Source organism: Sphingomonas faeni (genome assembly GCF_024273235.1).
Classification (GTDB): Bacteria; Pseudomonadota; Alphaproteobacteria; order Sphingomonadales; family Sphingomonadaceae; genus Sphingomonas; species Sphingomonas faeni_A.
This window is the reverse complement of record NZ_JANBVH010000020.1, coordinates 1-18616: the sequence shown is the minus strand read 5'-3', so window position 1 is coordinate 18616 and position 18616 is coordinate 1. Positions and strand designations below refer to the sequence as shown.

The 18616-nt window shown below is 65.8% G+C and carries 16 protein-coding genes; 14 read left to right on the top strand and 2 right to left on the bottom strand.

What is annotated here, in order from left to right; translation table 11 throughout:
• Positions 1–9 precede the first annotated feature (9 nt).
• The 3 genes from NLI89_RS12285 (at position 10) to NLI89_RS12275 (ending at position 3990) form a co-directional block, all read left to right on the top strand.
• Positions 10–273, top strand: a complete 264-nt coding sequence (locus NLI89_RS12285) for a hypothetical protein (RefSeq protein ID WP_254687279.1) — start codon at positions 10–12, stop codon at positions 271–273.
• A gap of 58 nt (positions 274–331) precedes the next feature.
• Complete coding sequence (locus NLI89_RS12280; protein WP_439144509.1) at positions 332–523, top strand: hypothetical protein; 192 nt, start codon at positions 332–334, stop codon at positions 521–523.
• A 395-nt stretch (positions 524–918) separates the two neighbouring features.
• Positions 919–3990, top strand: coding sequence for a TonB-dependent receptor plug domain-containing protein (locus NLI89_RS12275; RefSeq protein ID WP_254687278.1), 3072 nt, complete (start codon positions 919–921; stop codon positions 3988–3990).
• Positions 3991–4045: 55 nt separating this feature from the next.
• Here the strand turns inward: NLI89_RS12275 and clpB are convergent, their stop codons facing one another.
• Complete coding sequence (gene clpB / locus NLI89_RS12270; RefSeq protein WP_254687277.1) at positions 4046–6625, bottom strand: ATP-dependent chaperone ClpB; 2580 nt, start codon at positions 6623–6625, stop codon at positions 4046–4048.
• Between the two features lie 180 nt (positions 6626–6805).
• Between clpB and NLI89_RS12265 the strand changes: the two genes are divergently transcribed.
• The gene (locus tag NLI89_RS12265) at positions 6806–7207 is read left to right on the top strand and encodes an acyl-CoA thioesterase (protein WP_254687276.1); all 402 of its coding nucleotides are present in this window, start codon (positions 6806–6808) and stop codon (positions 7205–7207) included.
• 123 nt (positions 7208–7330) lie between these two features.
• Here NLI89_RS12265 and NLI89_RS12260 read toward each other — a convergent pair whose 3' ends face one another.
• The gene (locus tag NLI89_RS12260) at positions 7331–8725 is read right to left on the bottom strand and encodes a helix-turn-helix domain-containing protein (protein WP_254687275.1); all 1395 of its coding nucleotides are present in this window, start codon (positions 8723–8725) and stop codon (positions 7331–7333) included.
• Positions 8726–8825: 100 nt separating this feature from the next.
• Here NLI89_RS12260 and NLI89_RS12255 point away from each other — a divergent pair, with 100 nt between their 5' ends.
• The 10 genes from NLI89_RS12255 to NLI89_RS12210 all read left to right on the top strand — a co-directional run bounded on the left by NLI89_RS12255 (position 8826) and on the right by NLI89_RS12210 (position 18425).
• Positions 8826–10352 (top strand): acyl-CoA carboxylase subunit beta, encoded by a 1527-nt coding sequence (locus tag NLI89_RS12255; protein ID WP_187504488.1) that lies wholly within the window; start codon positions 8826–8828, stop codon positions 10350–10352.
• 57 nt (positions 10353–10409) lie between these two features.
• A complete protein-coding gene (locus tag NLI89_RS12250) occupies positions 10410–10694 on the top strand; it encodes a hypothetical protein (RefSeq protein ID WP_254687274.1) in 285 nt (94 codons plus the stop codon).
• On the top strand, positions 10691–10906 hold the full coding sequence (locus NLI89_RS12245; RefSeq protein ID WP_056063944.1) for a hypothetical protein: 216 nt from the start codon (positions 10691–10693) through the stop codon (positions 10904–10906). The genes NLI89_RS12250 and NLI89_RS12245 overlap by 4 nt, the downstream gene beginning before the upstream one ends.
• Positions 10903–11421, top strand: a complete 519-nt coding sequence (locus tag NLI89_RS12240; protein WP_254687273.1) for a hypothetical protein — start codon at positions 10903–10905, stop codon at positions 11419–11421. The genes NLI89_RS12245 and NLI89_RS12240 overlap by 4 nt, the downstream gene beginning before the upstream one ends.
• On the top strand, positions 11418–11843 hold the full coding sequence (gene mce, locus NLI89_RS12235) for a methylmalonyl-CoA epimerase (RefSeq protein ID WP_248524537.1): 426 nt from the start codon (positions 11418–11420) through the stop codon (positions 11841–11843). The genes NLI89_RS12240 and mce overlap by 4 nt, the downstream gene beginning before the upstream one ends.
• Positions 11844–11853: 10 nt before the next feature.
• On the top strand, positions 11854–12639 hold the full coding sequence (locus NLI89_RS12230; protein WP_254687272.1) for an enoyl-CoA hydratase-related protein: 786 nt from the start codon (positions 11854–11856) through the stop codon (positions 12637–12639).
• Positions 12636–12794, top strand: a complete 159-nt coding sequence (locus NLI89_RS12225; protein WP_254687271.1) for a hypothetical protein — start codon at positions 12636–12638, stop codon at positions 12792–12794. Before NLI89_RS12230 ends, NLI89_RS12225 begins: the two co-directional genes overlap by 4 nt.
• Positions 12791–15064: a methylmalonyl-CoA mutase gene (scpA, locus tag NLI89_RS12220; protein WP_254687270.1), complete on the top strand. Its 2274-nt coding sequence runs from the start codon at positions 12791–12793 to the stop codon at positions 15062–15064. Before NLI89_RS12225 ends, scpA begins: the two co-directional genes overlap by 4 nt.
• A gap of 125 nt (positions 15065–15189) precedes the next feature.
• A complete protein-coding gene (gene bioB, locus NLI89_RS12215) occupies positions 15190–16176 on the top strand; it encodes a biotin synthase BioB (protein WP_254687269.1) in 987 nt (328 codons plus the stop codon).
• Between the two features lie 179 nt (positions 16177–16355).
• A complete protein-coding gene (locus tag NLI89_RS12210) occupies positions 16356–18425 on the top strand; it encodes an acetyl-CoA carboxylase biotin carboxylase subunit (protein ID WP_254687315.1) in 2070 nt (689 codons plus the stop codon).
• Positions 18426–18616 lie beyond the last annotated feature (191 nt).

Sequence of the window (18616 nt, the reverse complement as noted above, 5' to 3'; positions counted from 1 at the left end):
GGAATAGCGATGACGATCGGCATTATCCTGTTGGCGTTGACCGTGGCCGGCGCGCCGCCAGCGCTCCAAATTAACGCCTCGGCCAATGAACCGGCAGCACAAGCGGCTAAAGACGAGCCAAAGCCGATCTGTCGTCGCTATGCGCAAGTTGGATCGAACATCGCGCGGCGAAAGGTCTGCATGAGCAAGACCGAGTGGGACCAGATGGCGCGCTCCAGCCAAGCGTTGGGACGAAGCATGCTACCCGCCCTGACGGTTCCCGGCGCTCAGTAGGAGTTCCGGCGAAACGCGCAGCTGGCGCGTCGGCGGGGCGTGGGCGTTCGACGATACGATCGAGCACGAGGCGTGGAACCGCTCCGATCGGCTGCGTGCGATCCTGATCTTCGATGTCTGGGACGCGCATATCACCGGGAAGAACGCATGCTGTTGCGCGCGTTCCTCCCGGTGGCGGACGCCAATGGTTATGACCTGCGTACGCAGATCGGGGATTAGCCGGCAGCGCGAACGAGCCGGCGCGACATAGCAACGCGCTCCGCGTCGGGCCGAGCCGCGGGTCGGCCCTTCTGATCGCGTCATCGCCGTTTCGCCGCGCTGCGTCCCGACGGCGATCGGCTGCCCCTGAAACGTCCCCACATGGCCGGCGCAATGCGGCAGCGGCCAAGCCTAATCATTGTGCGCTGCACAAAGAACGCTACCATATTTGAGTAGCTTGTAAGAATGAAAGACAGTCATTGTGTCTTTATTATTACACTGAATGACGAAAGCGACGACCTGACTCGCGGAATTCTTTACAGAATGCGTCAGCATATCCATCCTATCCTCATGTCCTAGGGGTCGCATTTTTATGCGATTGAGGGGGCGCGACATTGCCCGGCGGATTGCGAAGTGACCGCAGGGTTCAGGCGAGGATATGCTCACGTGACCAGAATTTCGACTTTTGCGCAGCTCGGCTTGCGCGGCAGCACGGCGCTACAGGCGTTGGCCCTGATGGGCGCAGGCGTTGCCTTTGCCGGCCCCGCGGTCGCCCAGACCGCACCGGCGCCCGCACCGGCGCCCGCTCCGACTTCGGCGCCTGCTCAGGCTGAATTGCCGCGTCAGCCAGTCGCCGCCACGCCCGAACAGGCCGATGAGATCGTCGTCACGGGCTCACTGTTCCGCGGCGCCGATACCGGCCCGTCGCCCGTCACCACGCTGACCGCGACGACGCTTCAGGAGCGCGGCATCAACACGGCTGCCGAGGCGGTGCAGCGTCTGACCTCGAACGGCGCCGGCACGATCAGCCAGGGCTGGAACACCGGCAGCAACTTCGCGACGGGTGCGACCGCCGCCTCCCTGCGCGGTCTGTCGGTGCAGTCGACGCTGACGCTGTTCGACGGCCTGCGCATGGCGCCGTATCCACTGGCCGACGACGGCCAGCGCAACTTCGTCGACATGAACACGATCCCGAGCGCGCTGGTCGACCGGATCGAAGTCTTGAAGGACGGGGCCTCCTCGACCTACGGCGCGGACGCGGTCGCTGGCGTGATCAACGTGATCATGAAGAAGCAGATCGAGGGCCTTCACCTGAATGGCTCGGCCGGCATTTCGGATCGCGGCGATGGCGCCGAACAGCGTCTCGACGCCACCTGGGGCTATGGTGATCTCGCGACGCAGGGCTTCAACTTCTACGTCAATGGCGAGTATCAGAACACCGCCGCTGTGAACGCAAGCGATCGCGGCTATCCGTTCAATTCGTCGGATCTCAGCCGTATTTGCAACGACGCGGGCAGCTGCATCCAGCAGCCGGCCGGCGCTCGCAACTTCTTCAACGCCGACGGGACGTTCTCTGGATTGGCGTCGACGACGGTGGCGTTGGTGCGTCCCGTCGATGCAACGGGTGCCGCGCTCGGACGGTACAACATTCTCAACACCGCCGATGGGTGCCGCGACCTGAATCCCGTGACGGTTCTGCCCGGACAGAGCCCGACGGCCGGCTCGGTCGTCTGCCAGCAGGATTTCCGCAAGCAGTACCTGCAGGTGCTGCCGCAGCAGGAGCGTTATGGTTTTGCCGGTCGCTTTACCGCCAATGTCGGTGAAAACGCGCAGGCCTATGTGTCCGGCAACTATTACCGGACCAATACCTTCACGCAGCTGAGCCCGCTCGGCTTCAACAACCAGACCACGCCCCCAGGCGCAGTCGTGCTGAACCCGCTGTACCTTCCGGCCTATGTCTGCGCGAACGGCGTCGGGACGCTCACGATGCTCGACACCGGCTGCACCGCGGCGAACGGTGTCGCCAACCCGAACAATCCGTTCGCTGCCACCGGCGGCCGGGCGCAGCTTCTGAGCCTGTACGATCGTCCGCGCACGATCGAGACGAACTCGCGCGCGCTGCGCCTCGCAGCGGGGATCAAGGGTTCGTTCGGCGACGACTGGAACTACAATGCGGACTTCACGGCGTCGAACACGCAGCTCGACGTTATCCAGAAGAACTATCTGATCCCGCAGCGCCTGCTCGATGTGATCGCTCGCGGCACGTATAACTTCATGAACCCGAGCGCGAATTCGGAAGAGATCCGCAACTACATCTCGCCCGAGAACCGGACGCGCTCCAACGCAAAGCTCTGGCAGGTCCAGGGCACGATCTCGAAGTCGCTGTTCACGCTTCCCGGCGGCCCGTTGCAGGTCGCCGTGGGCGGTGCGTACCGCAAGGAGTCGATCGACAACCCGAGCGCCAACCCGCAGAACGACGCGTATCCCTATGATCGCTATTACGGCGTGAACTCGGTCGGCGCGGTGGGCAGCCGCAACGTGAAGTCGGCGTTCTTCGAAATCAACGCACCGGTCCTCGACCAGCTCGTAATCAACGGGTCGGGCCGCTATGACGATTACTCGTCGGGCCAGAGCAATTTCTCGCCGAAGATCGGCGCGAAATTCACCCCGATCGAGCAGTTCTCGCTGCGTGGTACCTTCTCGAAGGGCTTCCGTATCCCGAGCTTCAACGAAGCCAATGGCCTTCCGACCACGGGCTACGTGACGCGCTCGCTCGATCCGAGCGTGCCAGCGCAGGCGGCGTTCATCGCAGCGCATGGCGGCAACGCGTATGCGACCAGCCAGTTCTCGGTTGGCAACACGTCGACCGGCAATCCGGATCTCGATCCCGAGAAGTCGACCAGCTGGACGCTTGGCGCGATCTTCCAGCCGACGTCGCGGATCAACTTCACCGTCGATTACTTCAACATCAAGGTGAAGGGCATCATCAACCCCGCGAGCTCGGCGGGCGCATTCGAGCAATATTATGAGAACAACGGCGTCGTGAACCTGCCTGGCGTGGTCGTCCGGCCGGGTCTGGCGGACAACGACAACCCCGCCGCACTGCCGCAGATCGGCTTCATCGAGGTGTCGTACCAGAACGCAGACGAGCAGCGCGTGTCGGGTATCGATTTCGGGGCCAATGCGCGCTTCCCGATCGGCGACAACGTGACGTTCATAACGTCGGCCGACGCATCGTACCTGCTCAAGTTCGAGAAGCAGACCGCAGACGGCAATGTCGAGCGTTATGACGGCACGCTCAGCCCCTGCAACAACACGTCGTGCTCGGGTTCGCCCAAGTGGCGCGCCACGTGGCAGAACACGCTCGAAGTCGGTGCGGCGACGATCTCGGCGACGGCCTATTACACCGGTGGGTATGATCTGGCGTCGACCGACGTTTCGAACGGCTACAGCGGCGTGAAGGGCGATTGCGAAGCCAGCATCGGTTCGTCGGTAGTAACGTATCAGGACGGTTCGCCGGTACTTTGCAACGCGAAGGCGACGTGGAACGTCGACATGACCGCAACGGTCAAGGTCAACGACCGGTTCACGCTGTACACCAACGTGCTCAACATCCTCGACATCAAGCCTCCGTTCGATCCGAGCGGCGGGTACAGCATCAACCAGTACAACCCTGCCTGGACGACGGCCAACGTCCTGGGTCGCTTCTTCCGCGTCGGCGCCCGCGTCGACTTCTAAGAACCGGTCTAAGAAAAGTGGGCGGCTTCCTCGCGGAAGCCGCCCTTTTTTTGTGTCAGGCGACCTCAAGCACCAGCTTTCCGTCGCCTTCGTCGATCTTGACGGTCGCGCCGTCCTTCACCTCGCCGCGCAGGATCATGTCGGCGAGCGGGTCCTGGAGATAGCGCTGGACCGCGCGCTTCAACGGCCGCGCGCCGTACACCGGGTCGTAGCCGACGCGGCCTAGCCAAGCCCTCGCGGCGTCCGTCAGGTCCAGCACGATCTTGCGATCCGCCAGCAGCTTGTCGACGCGGCTCACCTGGATGTCGACGATCGGTGCCATGTGCGACTGGCCGAGGCGATGGAACAGGATCACCTCGTCTAGGCGGTTGAGGAACTCGGGCCGGAAGTGCGCGCGGACGATCTCCATCACCTGCGGCTCGACCGACGATACGTCGTCGCCCTCCGCCATGTTCGCCAGATACTGGCTGCCGAGGTTCGACGTCAGGATGATCAGCGTGTTGCTGAAATCCACCGTGCGGCCCTGCCCATCGGTCAGCCGACCGTCGTCGAGCACCTGCAACAGCACGTTGAACACGTCCCCATGCGCCTTCTCGACCTCGTCGAACAGGATCACCTGATACGGCCGCCGGCGCACCGCCTCGGTCAGCACGCCGCCTTCCTCGTATCCGACATAGCCCGGAGGCGCACCGATCAGCCGCGCGACCGCGTGCTTCTCCATGAACTCGCTCATGTCGATGCGGACCATCGCGGAGGGATCGTCGAACAGGAATTCGGCGAGCGCCTTGGTCAGCTCGGTCTTGCCGACGCCGGTCGGTCCAAGGAACAGGAACGAGCCCAATGGCCGGTTCGGATCCTGCAACCCGGCGCGAGCCCGGCGGACCGCGGTCGAGACCGCCTTCACCGCATGCGCCTGACCGATCACGCGTTTGCCGATCGTCGCTTCCATCGCGAGCAATTTGTCGCGCTCGCCCTGAAGCATCCGCTCGACCGGAATGCCGGTCCAGCGGCTGACCACACCGGCGATGTCGTCCGCGGTCACTTCCTCGCGCAGCATCGCGCCCTTGGTCGCGCCCGCCGCCTCGTCGAGCTGGCGCTGCAACCCCGGAATCGTGCCGTAGGAAAGCTCGCCCGCCTTGGCGAGATCGCCCGAGCGCTGCGCCTGCTCCAGCTCCAGCCGCGCGGCATCGAGCTGTTCCTTCAGCCGTGCCTCGGCGTTGATCTTGTCCTTCTCGCCCTTCCAGCGCGTCGTCAGCTCGGCGGATTGCTCCTCCAGGTTGACGAGTTCGCCCTCCAGCGTGTCGAGCCGGTCGACCGAGGCGTCGTCGGTCTCGCGCTTCAACGCCTCGCGCTCGATCTTGAGCTGGATGATCCGCCGGTCGAGGTTCTCGATCGCCTCGGGCTTCGACTCGACCTCCATGCGGATGCGCGAGGCGGCCTCGTCCATCAGGTCGATCGCCTTGTCGGGGAGGAATCGATCGGTGATGTAGCGGTTCGACAGCGTCGACGCGGCGACGATCGCGCCGTCGGTGATCCGCACGCCGTGATGCAGCTCGTACTTTTCCTTCAGCCCGCGCAGGATCGAGATCGTGTCCTCGACCGTCGGTTCGCCGACCATGACGGGCTGGAACCGGCGCTGCAAAGCGGGGTCCTTCTCGACATATTTGCGGTATTCGTCGAGCGTGGTCGCGCCGACGCAGTGCAATTCGCCGCGTGCGAGGGCTGGCTTGAGCAGATTGCCCGCGTCCATCGCGCCCTCGGATTTACCCGCGCCGATCAGCTGGTGCATCTCGTCGATGAACAGGATGATGTCGCCCTCGGCGGCCTTCACCTCGTCGAGCACGCCTTTCAGCCGCTCCTCGAACTCGCCGCGATATTTCGCGCCCGCGATCAGCGAGCCGAGGTCGAGCGACATCAGCCGGCGATCCTTCAGTGTATCGGGCACGTCGCCATTGGCGATGCGCAACGCAAGCCCCTCGGCGATCGCGGTCTTGCCGACGCCGGGTTCGCCGATCAGCGCGGGGTTGTTCTTGGTCCGGCGCGCGAGGATCTGGATGGTGCGGCGAATCTCCTCGTCGCGACCGATGACCGGATCGAGCTTGCCGTCGCGCGCCGCCTGGGTGAGGTCGCGCGCAAACTTCTTGAGCGCGTCATAGCGATCCTCGGCGCCTGCGGTGTCGGCGGTTCGGCCCTGGCGCAGACCGTTGATCGCGGTGTTCAGCCCCTCGGGCGTCACGCCGCCCGCCTTCAAGGCTTTGCCCGCCGCGGTGTTGAGCGACAGCGCGAGCGCGACCAGCAGGCGCTCGACGGTGACGAAACTGTCGCCCGCCTTGGTCGCGATCTGCTCGGCCTGGTCGAGCACGCGGACGGCGTCGTTGTCGATCCCCGGCGTGGTCTGCGCGCCCGAGCCCGACACGACGGGGATCTTCGCCAGCGCTAGGTCAGTCTCGGAGGTCGCACGCTTGGCGTCGCCACCCGCGGCCGCGATCAGCCCGGCGGCCATGCCCTGCTCGTCTTCCAGCAGCGCCTTCAACAGATGTTCGGGCGCGATCCGCTGATGGTTCATACGGATCGCGACGGTCTGCGCGGATTGCAGGAAGCCCTTCGCGCGGTCGGTGAATTTGTCGATGTTCATGACGAATTCCTGTGGAATTGATTCGGTGTTGGCCGAGAGATGGTGTTGTATTTGGGCAACACAAGGGGCGGCGCTGATCGGATGCTAGGGCGTGTGCGACGTCGCCGGAATAGCGTTTATTCTCGGTATCTAAGCCGCGCCGTCATCGCTATGTTCAGGTTCGCATGCTATATGTCACGCGTGACAACAGCCATTCCCCATAGCTACGCCATCGGCATCGAGCCGGACGACATCGACTTCATGGGTCATGTCAACAATGCGAACTATCTGAAGTGGGTGCAGGCCGCGGTGATCGACCATTGGCAGCGCCTCGCGCCTGCCGAGGCGGTCGCCGGGCACCTGTGGGTCGCCTTGAAACACGAGATCACGTACCGGAAGCCGGCGTTCCTCGATGACGACGTGATCGCGACGGTGTTGCTGGAGAAAGTCCAGGGGGCGCGGGCGTTCTACGAGACGATCATCAAGCGTGGCGAGGATGTGCTGGCCGAGGTGAAGTCGAGCTGGTGCTGTTTGGACGCGGAGACGTTGCGGCCGTCGCGACTGACGAACAACGTGATCGAGCATTTCTTCCGTAAGGAGTGACCCTTCTAGCTCCCCTCCCTGAAAGGGAGGGGCTGGGGGTGGGTAGGCCAGCTCGAGCCCCGCCGGTTGGATCATGCGGAAACCGACCCACCCCCGACCCCTCCCTTCCAGGGAGGGGGGAATTCAAACTACCTCGTACGGCACCGCGCCACGGCGATCCGGATCGACGCGTATCCCGCTCGCCGCCGGCGGAAACGCCCGCTGGTCGCAGTCCGTCCGCAAGCAAACCCGGCACGAAGACCCGATCGGCGTCGCGATCCCGCCCGTCCCGAGCGCATCCGCATAGATGAACTCCGACGCATTAGCCTCCTCGCACCCCAGCGCCACCGCGTAGCGCCGCGCCGGCCGCGTGTACGTCTCGGACGGCTTCACCAGACCCTTTGCCATCGAGACGTAGCGGATGCCGTCGGTCGTCTCGATCAGCTGCGTAAGGATCCGGTCCGGGATCGCGACCGCCTCGTGGACGATCCACAACGGACACGCGCCGCCGAACCGCGCGAATTGCAACCGCGTGGCGGAGTGGCGCTTGGTGATGTTCCCCGCCATGTCGACGCGGCAGAAGAAGAACGGGATGCCGAGCGCCCCCGGTCGCTGCAACGTCGACAGACGGTGACAGGTCTGCTCGAAGCTCGTCCCGAAAATTCGCCGCAGCCGGTCGATGTCGTGACGCACGCTTCGCGCCTCCGTCCGGAAGCGGGTGTAAGGCATAACGATCGCCCCCGCTGCGTAGTTGGTCAGCCCCGCGGCCAGTAGCGCGCGCGCCGTTTCGGACGCCATCTCCGACGCCGCGACGATCCCGCCGATGACGTCGCCGAACTCATGCCGCGCGACCTGATGCGCGAGCGAGAACAAGGTCGTCTCCCCCGGTTGCGACCCGTCTAGCCGCAACGTCGCGCCGTCATAATCGCGCAGCGGCGCGGCTAACGCTCCCGAAATCGCCACCGAGACTCCCCGGGCCGCGAGCCTTGCCTCAAGTGCTGCGACGCGATCCGCCCCGAGCGTCTCGCCGATCTCCTCCGCCCGCCGGTCGAGCGTATCGACATAATTGCCCTCCGCGTGAAACCAGTCGCGCACGTCCTCCCACGGCAGCAACCCCGGCGCCCCCGATCCCGCCACCAGCCGGTCGTCGAGCGCGCGCAACTGCTCCTGCGCGCGCCGATATGCGTCGTGCATTGCAACCAGCCGTTGTGCCAACAGAGGCTGGTGTTTCACCGCACGCCGCACTGCGGTCTCGTCGAGCGCAGGCGCCTCGACGCTGGTATCCGACACCGCCTCCAGCGTCGCGATCAGCAGCGCGGTGTCGTCCGCCGCGTCGATGCTGCCCCAATCCGCCGGAAATTCGCGCGCGAGCGTGATCAGCACGCCCTCGGTCACCGGGCGGTCGCCATTCTCGATCTGCGAGAGGTAGCTGACCGACAGCCCGATCCGCGCGGCCATCGCCGCCTGGCTGATCCCGAGAACGCGGCGCAGGTCGCGCAGGCGATGTCCGACGAAGAGGCGACGTGCGGGCAGGGTCATGCCTCCGCCTAGTTTGCAAACATGCCGCGGACAAGTTTGCAACATTGCATTTGCGCATCGCATCCCGCTCTGTGAAGGCAACCAGCAGGACGGAGAGACGATGTCATCGACGATCGAAGAGCTTGAACGCCGCCGCGAAGCCGCCAGAGTCGGCGGAGGCCTCAAGCGGATCGGAGCGCAGCACGCCAAGGGTAAGCTCACCGCGAGGGAGCGCCTTGACGTGCTGCTGGACGAGGGATCGTTCGAGGAGCTCGACATGTATGTCGAGCATAATTGCGTCGATTTCGGCATGCAGGATCAAGTGATCCCCGGCGACGGCGTGGTCACCGGATCTGGCACGATCAACGGCCGCCTCGTCTTCGTCTTCAGCCAGGATTTCACCGTCTTCGGCGGGTCGCTGAGCGAGCGTCATGCGCAGAAAATCTGCAAGGTGATGGACAGCGCGATGAAGGTCGGCGCGCCGATCATCGGTCTCAACGACAGCGGCGGCGCGCGCATCCAGGAGGGTGTCGCCTCGCTCGGCGGCTATGCCGAGGTATTCCAGCGCAACGCGCTCGCCTCGGGCGTCGTGCCGCAGCTCTCGCTCATCATGGGGCCCTGCGCAGGCGGCGCGGTCTACTCCCCCGCGATGACCGACTTCATCTTCATGGTGAAGGATTCGAGCTACATGTTCGTCACCGGCCCCGACGTGGTGAAGACGGTGACCAACGAGGTCGTGACGCAGGAGGCGCTCGGCGGCGCGGTGACGCACACGACCAAGACGTCGGTCGCCGACAACGCGTTCGAGAACGACATCGAGGCCTTGTTGGCCGCGCGCGACTTCTTCGACTTCCTGCCCGCGTCGAACCGTGACGGTGTCCCCGAACGCCCGACCGCGGACGAATGGGACCGGATCGAGGAGAGCCTCGACACGCTGATCCCGGCGTCGGCGAACCAGCCCTACGACATGCACGAGCTGATCCGGAAGACCGTCGACGAAGGCGATTTCTTCGAGACGCAGCCGGCGCATGCGGCCAACATCATCACCGGCTTCGGCCGCATCGAGGGCCGCACGGTCGGCTTCGTCGCGAACCAGCCGATGGTGCTCGCCGGCGTGCTCGACATCAATTCGTCGAAGAAAGCCGCGCGGTTCGTGCGCTTCTGCGACGCGTTCGAGATCCCGATCGTGACCTTCGTCGACGTCCCAGGCTTCCTGCCCGGCACCGCGCAGGAGCATAACGGCATCATCAAGCACGGCGCCAAACTGCTGTTCGCCTATGCCGAGGCGACCGTGCCCAAGATCACCGTCATCACGCGCAAGGCGTATGGCGGCGCCTACGACGTGATGGCCTCGAAGCATCTGCGCGGCGACCTCAACTATGCGTGGCCGACCGCCGAGATCGCGGTGATGGGGGCCAAGGGCGCGGTCGAGATCATCTTCCGCGGCAAGACGCCGGAAGAGATCGCCGAGCGCACCGCGGAATACGAGGCAAGGTTCGCCAACCCGTTCGTTGCCGCGTCGAAGGGCTTCATCGACGAGGTGATCCAGCCCCACTCGACGCGTCGTCGTATCGCGCTGGGTCTGCGGAAACTCCGCGGCAAGGCGCTAGAGAATCCGTGGAAGAAGCATGACAATATCCCGCTGTGAGTCATGCTTGTTCGGTGATGATAAGCACATTATCATGTCATGCGAAGGAGTCGTGACATGCAGACCGAACGCGTGACATTTCTGACCACCCCCGATCACAAGGCCGCGCTCGATGCCTATGCCGCGAATAGTGGCATGTCGGTCGGCCGCGTCGTGCGAGAAGCGACGACGCGGTACATCACCGAACCCGCGTCGCACGGCGAGGAGGCCGCGTTGGCATTGCTCGCGCCGGAGATCGAGGCCGCGGTCGACGACATGAAGGCGTCGATCCGATCGATGCGCGAGAATATCGCGCGCACCTGCGCTGTGGTTGATGCGGTGCTGGCGGGCGAAAGAGCATGAGCGCCGGTGAAAAAGCGTTCGGCGTTTTCAAGACGATCCTGACCCTGAAAGATCAGCTCGATGGCCTCGATCGGGACGTCGCTCAGCTTGGCGGGCGGCTCGCTGGTCTCGCCGGCGCGCATGGCGACCTGCGCGATCGGGTTTCTCGCTTGGAAGGGGTGATCGAGGGCGCTGCAATGGCGGCGGCCCAGCAGCGGAGGATCGAGCAATGATCGCGTTTCTTCTGCTTCAAGCCGCGACCGTGGGGGCGCCTGCACCTGCACCTGCACCGGCTTGGAAGCTCGCCGATCGCACCAACGCGGCGGGCGTGCGCAGTATCTCAGCATCGGTCACCGGCAATGATGGTCTCTCGCGGTTCGTGGTCAAGTGCGACGTCGCGTCCGAGCCGATCGTGTCGATCCAGTTCATCCAGCCGCAGCCGCTCGGGTCGGGCGCGGACAAGCCGGTTGCGGTGCGCTTCGATGGCGGGCCGGCGTTTACCTATAACTGGCAGTTTCCGGGGACCGGTACGTACATCGCCGATCCCGCGGCAATCACCAAGCTGACCAGTTTCCTGGTGAAGTCGAAGACGGTGCGCGTCGAGACGACTAACGGCGCGAACTTCGCGGTTCAGGCGAACTTCGTCGCGCCGACCAGCGATGCGATGGTCCGGCAGGTGCTCGGCGTTTGCGGCTACACGCTCGGTGTCGTCCCCGCGCCGCCGCCAGTACCCAAGGATGCGCCATGAGCCTCGGTCGCCTCAATCATGTCGGGGTCGCGACGCCGTCGATCGCGAAGTCGGTCGAGACGTATCGCCTGTTGCTCGGCGCGACCGCGATCGGCGAACCGTTCGACCTGCCCGCGCAGGGGGTGAAAGTGTGCTTCATCGATGCGCCCAATACGCAGATCGAGCTGATCGAGCCGTATGACGAGAGTTCGCCCATCGCTGGCTTCCTGCGCAAGAATCCGGCGGGGGGGCAGCATCATGTCTGTTTCGAGGTCGCGGATATCCACGCAGCGGTCGCCGACCTGAAGGCGAAGGGGGCGACCGTGCTGGGCGAGCCGCGGATCGGCGCGCATGGCACGCCGATCGTGTTCGTGCACCCGAAGGACTTCGGCGGCATGCTGGTCGAGTTGATGGAGACGCCGGGCGATACCGGCGCGCACTAGGAGAGATCTGATGGCCGCGTACGAGCATATTCTGAGCGAGCGGCGCGGGGACGTGCTCGTGCTGACGCTGAACCGGCCCGACCGGCTGAACGCAGCGCCGCCAGCGATGTTCGAGGAATTGCGTGCGGCGCTGAGTGACCTCGGCGGGGCCCGCGCAGTTTTGATTGTAGGTGCTGGTCGCGCGTTCTGTTCGGGGGCGGATGTCGGCGGTGGCGCGCTCGGCTCGGACAATCCGGGCGAGGCGACGTTCGCGGCGCTGACCGAGAGCTATAATCCGACGATGGCGGCGATCGCCGACCTGTCGGTGCCGGTGGTGAGCGCGGTGCGCGGTCCCGCGGCGGGGATCGGGTGCAGCCTCGCGCTCGCCGCCGATTTCTGCGTCGCGAGCGAGAGCGCGTATTTCCTCCAGGCGTTCGTGAACATTGGGCTGGTTCCGGACGGCGGCGCATCGTGGATGCTGCCCCGCCTGATCGGCAAGGCGCGTGCGACCGAGATGATGATGCTCGGCGAGCGCGTTCCGGCGGCCAAGGCGCTCGACTGGGGCATGGTGCACAAGGTCGTTTCGGACGATGTGCTGGAGGCCGAGGCGTTTGCGCTGGCCGAGCGGCTGGCGGCGATGCCGACGGTCGCGCTGGGGTTGATGCGGCGGGCGATCACGGCGGCGTACGAGACGGATTACGCGACCGCGATGCAGGCCGAGGCGGCGAACCAGCGGGCCGCGCGGGGGTCTGCGGACTCGATGGAAGGCGGTCGTGCTTTCCTGGAGAAACGCAAGCCGGTGTTCACCGGGCGATGACTTCCGCCTCCAACACCACCCCGGCGGTTTCAAACACCACCCCGGCGAAGGCCGGGGCCCAATTGGGCAACGCCCCATTGGCTGGTGCTGCGCTCAATTACTTCGACCTTTCCAATTGGGCCCCGGCCTTCGCCGGGGTGGTGTTTTCAGCATGACCGACAAGCCCGAAACCGCTCCAACCCTCGCCGACTGGCAGGCGCTCGCCGCCAAGGAAGTAAAGGGCGCCGACCTCACCTGGCCGACCCCCGAGGGCATCGACGTCAAGCCGCTCTACACCGCGGACGACGTGACCGCCGACCCCGGCCTCCCAGGTTTCGCGCCCTTCACCCGCGGCGTCCGCGCGTCGATGTACGCCGGCCGCCCCTGGACGATCCGCCAATATGCCGGCTTTTCCACCGCCGAAGCCTCCAACGCGTTCTACCGCCGCAACCTCGCCGCCGGCCAGAAGGGCCTGTCGGTAGCGTTCGATCTCGCCACCCACCGCGGCTACGACTCGGACCACCCGCGCGTCACCGGCGACGTCGGCAAGGCAGGCGTCGCGATCGACTCCGTCGAGGACATGAAGATCCTCTTCGACGGCATCCCGCTCGACAAGATGTCGGTCAGCATGACGATGAACGGCGCGGTGATCCCGATCCTCGCCTTCTTCATCGTCGCCGGCGAGGAACAGGGCGTCGACCGGAAGCTGCTCGACGGGACCATCCAGAACGACATCCTCAAGGAGTTCATGGTCCGCAACACCTACATCTACCCGCCCGAGCCGAGCATGCGGATCATCTCGGACATCTTCGGCTACACCAGCCGCGAGATGCCCAAGTTCAACAGCATCTCGATCAGCGGCTATCACATGCAGGAGGCCGGCGCGACGCAGCTTCACGAGCTCGCCTTCACGATCGCCGACGGCATGGAATATGTGAAATACGGTGTCGCGTCCGGACTCGACATCGACAAGTTCGCCGGGCGTCTGAGCTTCTTTTTCGCGATCGGCATGAACTTCTTCATGGAGATCGCCAAGCTCCGCGCCGCCCGCGTCCTCTGGCACCGCGCCATGACGCAGCTAGGCGCGCAGGACGAGCGCTCGAAGATGCTGCGCACGCATTGCCAGACCTCGGGCGTCTCGCTCACCGAGCAGGACCCGTACAACAACGTCATGCGCACCACGATCGAGGCGATGGCGGCGATGCTGGGCGGCACGCAGTCGCTCCACACGAATGCGCTCGACGAGGCGATCGCGTTGCCGACCGACTGTTCCGCGCGGATCGCGCGCAACACGCAGATCGTGATCCAGGAAGAGACGGGGATGACCAAGGTCGTCGATCCGCTCGGCGGCAGCTATTATATCGAGAGCCTGACGCAGTCCCTGGTCGACGGCGCGTGGGAGTTGATCGAGCGGATCCAGGCCGAAGGCGGCATGGCGAAGGCGGTCGCGGCGGGCTGGCCCAAGGCGATGATCGAAGAAGCCGCGGCTGGGCGACAGGCAAGAGTCGATCGCGGCGAGGACGTCATCGTCGGCGTGAACAAGTACAAGCTTGCCGAACAGGACGCGATCGAGATCCTCGACGTGGATAATGTCGCGGTGCGTGCCGGCCAGATCGAACGGATCGAGCGGGTAAAGGCGACGCGCGACGAAGCGGCATGCCAAGCCGCCCTGAATGCCCTCCGCGAAGGCGCGCGAAATCCTCCCCCGGCGGGGGAGGTGGCATCGCGCAGCGATGACGGAGGGGTTGCGGCCCATCGAGAGGGCGATACCCCTCCGTCAGTCGCCAGCGCGACTGCCACCTCCCCTTCCAGGGGAGGATCGGAAACGAACCTCCTCGCGCTAGCCGTCGACTGCGCCCGCGCCCGCGCCACGCTTGGCGAAATATCCTCCGCGATGGAGGACGTGTTCGGCCGCTATGGCACGCAGCCCACCCCCGTCTCGGGCATCTACGGCGGTGCCTACGGGGACGACGCACGCTGGACCCGTCTCACCGACGGCGTCGAGGCGACCGAGCGCCGGATGGGCCGCAAACCCCGCATGCTAGTCGCCAAGATGGGCCAGGACGGTCACGACCGCGGCGCCAACCTCGTCTCGTCGATGTTCGGCGACCTGGGCTTCGAGATCGTCCCCGGCCCGCTGTTCCAGACCCCCGCCGAAGCCGCTGCGCTGGCGCTCGAAAACGACGTCGACATCGTCGGCGCCTCGAGCCTCGCCGCCGGCCACAAGACGCTGATCCCCGAGCTGATCGGCTACCTCCGCGAGGCGGGCCGCGCGGATATCAAGGTGATCGCGGGTGGCGTTATCCCCGCACAGGACTATCAGGCGCTGCGCGACGCCGGGGTGCAGGCGATCTTCGGCCCCGGCACCAACCTGATCCAGGCCGCCGAGGACGTGTTGAAGCTCCTCGGCCACAACATGGCCCCGCAAGAGGAAGCCGCTGAATGACGAATGCAATCGAACTCCCCTCCCTGGAAGGGAGGGGCCGGGGGTGGGTTGGCCCGTTGGCTGACGATACCGCGCCTCATGCGCCGACCCACCCCCAACCCCTCCCTTCCAGGGAGGGGAGCGAAGTGCGGACCGACTGGACGCGCCCCGAAATCGCCGCGCTCTTCGACCTCCCGTTCGACGAACTCATGTACCGCGCGCAGACCGTCCACCGCGCGCACCATGCGATCGGTGAGGTCCAGCTCTGCACGCTGTTGTCGATCAAGACCGGCGGCTGCCCCGAGGATTGCGGCTATTGCTCGCAGTCCGCGTCCTCCGACTCCGGCCTGAAGGCGGAAAAGCTGATGGACGTCGACGCCGTCCTCGCCGATGCAGCCCAAGCCAAGGCCGCCGGATCGCAGCGCTTCTGCATGGGTGCCGCCTGGCGTAACCCGAAGCCGCGCGACATGCCGAAGGTCGTCGCGATGGTCGAGGGCGTCCGCGCGATGGGGCTGGAGACGTGTATGACGCTCGGTATGCTCGACGCGGATCAGGCCAAGCAACTCGCCGACGCGGGCCTCGATTACTACAACCACAATATCGACACCTCGCCGGAGAATTACGGCAACGTCATCACCACGCGCACCTTCGGCGACCGGCTGGAGACGCTGGCGAACGTGCGTGACGCAGGCATCTCGGTCTGCTGCGGCGGGATCGTCGGGATGGGCGAGACGCGCAGCGACCGCGTCGGCTTCGTCCACGCGCTCGCCACGCTGCCCCGCCACCCCGAGAGCGTCCCCGTCAACGCGCTGGTCCCGGTCAAGGGCACGCCGCTCGGCGACATGCTCGCGGGTACGCCGATGGCGCAGATCGACGACATCGAGTTCGTCCGGACGGTCGCGGTCGCGCGGATCACGATGCCGCTGAGCATGGTGCGGTTGTCCGCCGGGCGCGAGAGCATGTCCGAGGCCACCCAGGCGCTGTGCTTCATGGCGGGCGCGAACTCGATCTTCACCGGCGACAAGCTGCTGACCACCGGCAACGCCGGCGACAGCGCGGACGCGACGCTGCTGGCGAAGCTGGGCATGAAGCCGATGGTCGGCCCCGAACCGATGCGGGCTGCGGCGGAGTAAAGACTTAGCTCCCCTCCCGTATGCGGGAGGGGTTGGGGGTGGGCTCGCGCTCACCGCAGACGATACCGTAGCAGGAGGCCGGGCGCCCACCCCCGACCCCTCCCGCATACGGGAGGGGAGTAGATAGGTTGTTCAAGAAAATCCTGGTCGCCAATCGGGGCGAGATCGCGTGTCGGGTCATGCGGACCGCCAAGGCGATGGGCATCAAGACCGTCGCGGTCTATTCCGACGCCGACGCGCGCGCGCCGCATGTGCTGATGGCCGACGAGTCCGTCCGGCTCGGGCCGGCACCCGCCGCCGACAGCTATCTCAAGGCCGAGCTGATCCTGCTCGCGGCCAAGGAAACCGGCGCGGACTGCATCCATCCCGGCTACGGCTTCCTCTCCGAACGCGAGAGTTTCGCGCTGGCCTGCGCCGAGGCCGGGATCGCGTTCGTCGGGCCACCCGCGAACGCGATCGCCGCGATGGGCGACAAGATCGAATCGAAGAAGCTCGCCAAGGCCGCGGGCGTCAACGTCGTGCCGGGCTATCTCGGCGAGATCGACAGTACCGATCACGCGGTCGAGATCGCCGGCGGGATCGGTTATCCGGTGATGATGAAGGCGTCCGCCGGCGGCGGCGGCAAGGGCATGCGGCTCGCCTATAGCGAGCAGGACGTCCGCGAAGGCTTCGAGGCGACCAAGCGCGAGGGGCTGGCGAGCTTCGGCGACGACCGCGTGTTCATCGAGAAGTTCATCGAATCGCCGCGCCACATCGAGATCCAGCTGATCGGCGACCAGCACGGTAACATCGTCTATCTCAACGAGCGCGAATGCTCGATCCAGCGGCGGCACCAGAAGGTGGTCGAAGAGGCGCCGTCGCCGTTCGTCACGCCCAAGATGCGTAAAAGCATGGGCGAGCAGGCGGTCGCACTCGCGCAGGCCGTGGGCTATTATTCGGCGGGGACGGTCGAGCTGATCGTGTCGGGTGCGGATACCACGGGCGAGGGGTTCTACTTTCTCGAGATGAACACCCGGCTTCAGGTCGAGCATCCGGTGACGGAGGAGATTACCGGGCTCGATCTGGTCGAGCTGATGATCCGCGTCGCCGCTGGCGAACCGCTCGGGTTTACGCAGGACGAGGTTAAGCTGAACGGCTGGTCGATCGAGAACCGGGTGTATGCGGAGGACCCGTATCGCGGGTTCCTGCCGTCGATCGGGCGGCTGGTTCGGTATAACCCGCCCGAGACTTCCCCCCTCCCGCAGGCGGGAGGGGCCGGGGGTGGGCACGCGCTTTCCTCCACCGCTAACGTTGCGTTCGAGGACGGCGCGAGCCCACCCCCCAGCCCCCTCCCGCTTGCGGGAGGGGGGGCAGAAGAACCTCGAGTCCGCGTCGACGACGGCGTGCGCGAGGGGGGCGAGGTCAGCATGTTCTACGACCCGATGATCGCCAAGCTCATAACCTGGGCCCCCACCCGCGACGGCGCGATCTCCGCGCAGATCGCCGCGCTCGACGCGTTCGAACTGGAGGGGCCGGGCAACAACATCGATTTCCTCTCCGCGATCATGCAGCACCCGCGCTTCCAGTCGGGCGCGCTCACCACCGGCTTCATCGCCGAGGAATATCCCGACGGCTTCCACGGCGCCCCCGCCGACGCCGAACTGCAGAAGACGCTCGCCGCCGTCGCCGCCTTCGCCGCCACCGCGGAGGCCGACCGCGCCCGCCGCATCGACGGCCAGCTCGGCAAGCGCCTCCGCCCGCCCGCCGATTGGGTGGTGACGATTGGCAAGGTCGACCACGCGGTGACGGTCTCGACCGATGGCATCATGGTCGATGATGAAGACCTCGACCTAGCGCTCGAATACACGCCGGGCGACCGGATGGTCGTTGCCGACGGTCACGGCGCAGACGGCGACGAGCACCTCACGATCCGCATCGCCAAGGCGCGCGCCGGTTTCAAGCTGACGACCCGCGGCGCGAGCCACGTCGTCCGCGTGTTGCCGGCCCGCGTCGCGCCCTACACCGCGCACCTGATCGAGAAGGTCGCGCCCGATCTGTCGAAGTTCCTGATCTGCCCGATGCCGGGGCTGCTGGTCCGGCTCGACGTCGCCGCGGGCGACAGGGTCGAGGCGGGGCAGCCGCTCGCGGTGGTCGAGGCGATGAAGATGGAGAATATCCTGCGCGCCGAGAAGACCGGCGTGGTGAAGTCGGTCGCGGCGAAGACCGGGGATAGCCTCGCGGTGGATCAGGTGATCCTCGAGCTGGACTGAGCGACGCGGGACCAGTTCTGCCCCAGCCAACGCCTATTCCGCCTCGTCATGCCGGACTCGTTCCGGCATCCACCGTCCCGCATATCCGAGCGAAATGGGTGTGCGGGACGGTGGGCCCCGGCCTCCGCCGGGGTGACGGTGAAGGGGGGCGCGCCTTACTGCAAGCGCGGTCGGGGGGAGGCTGACCGCAT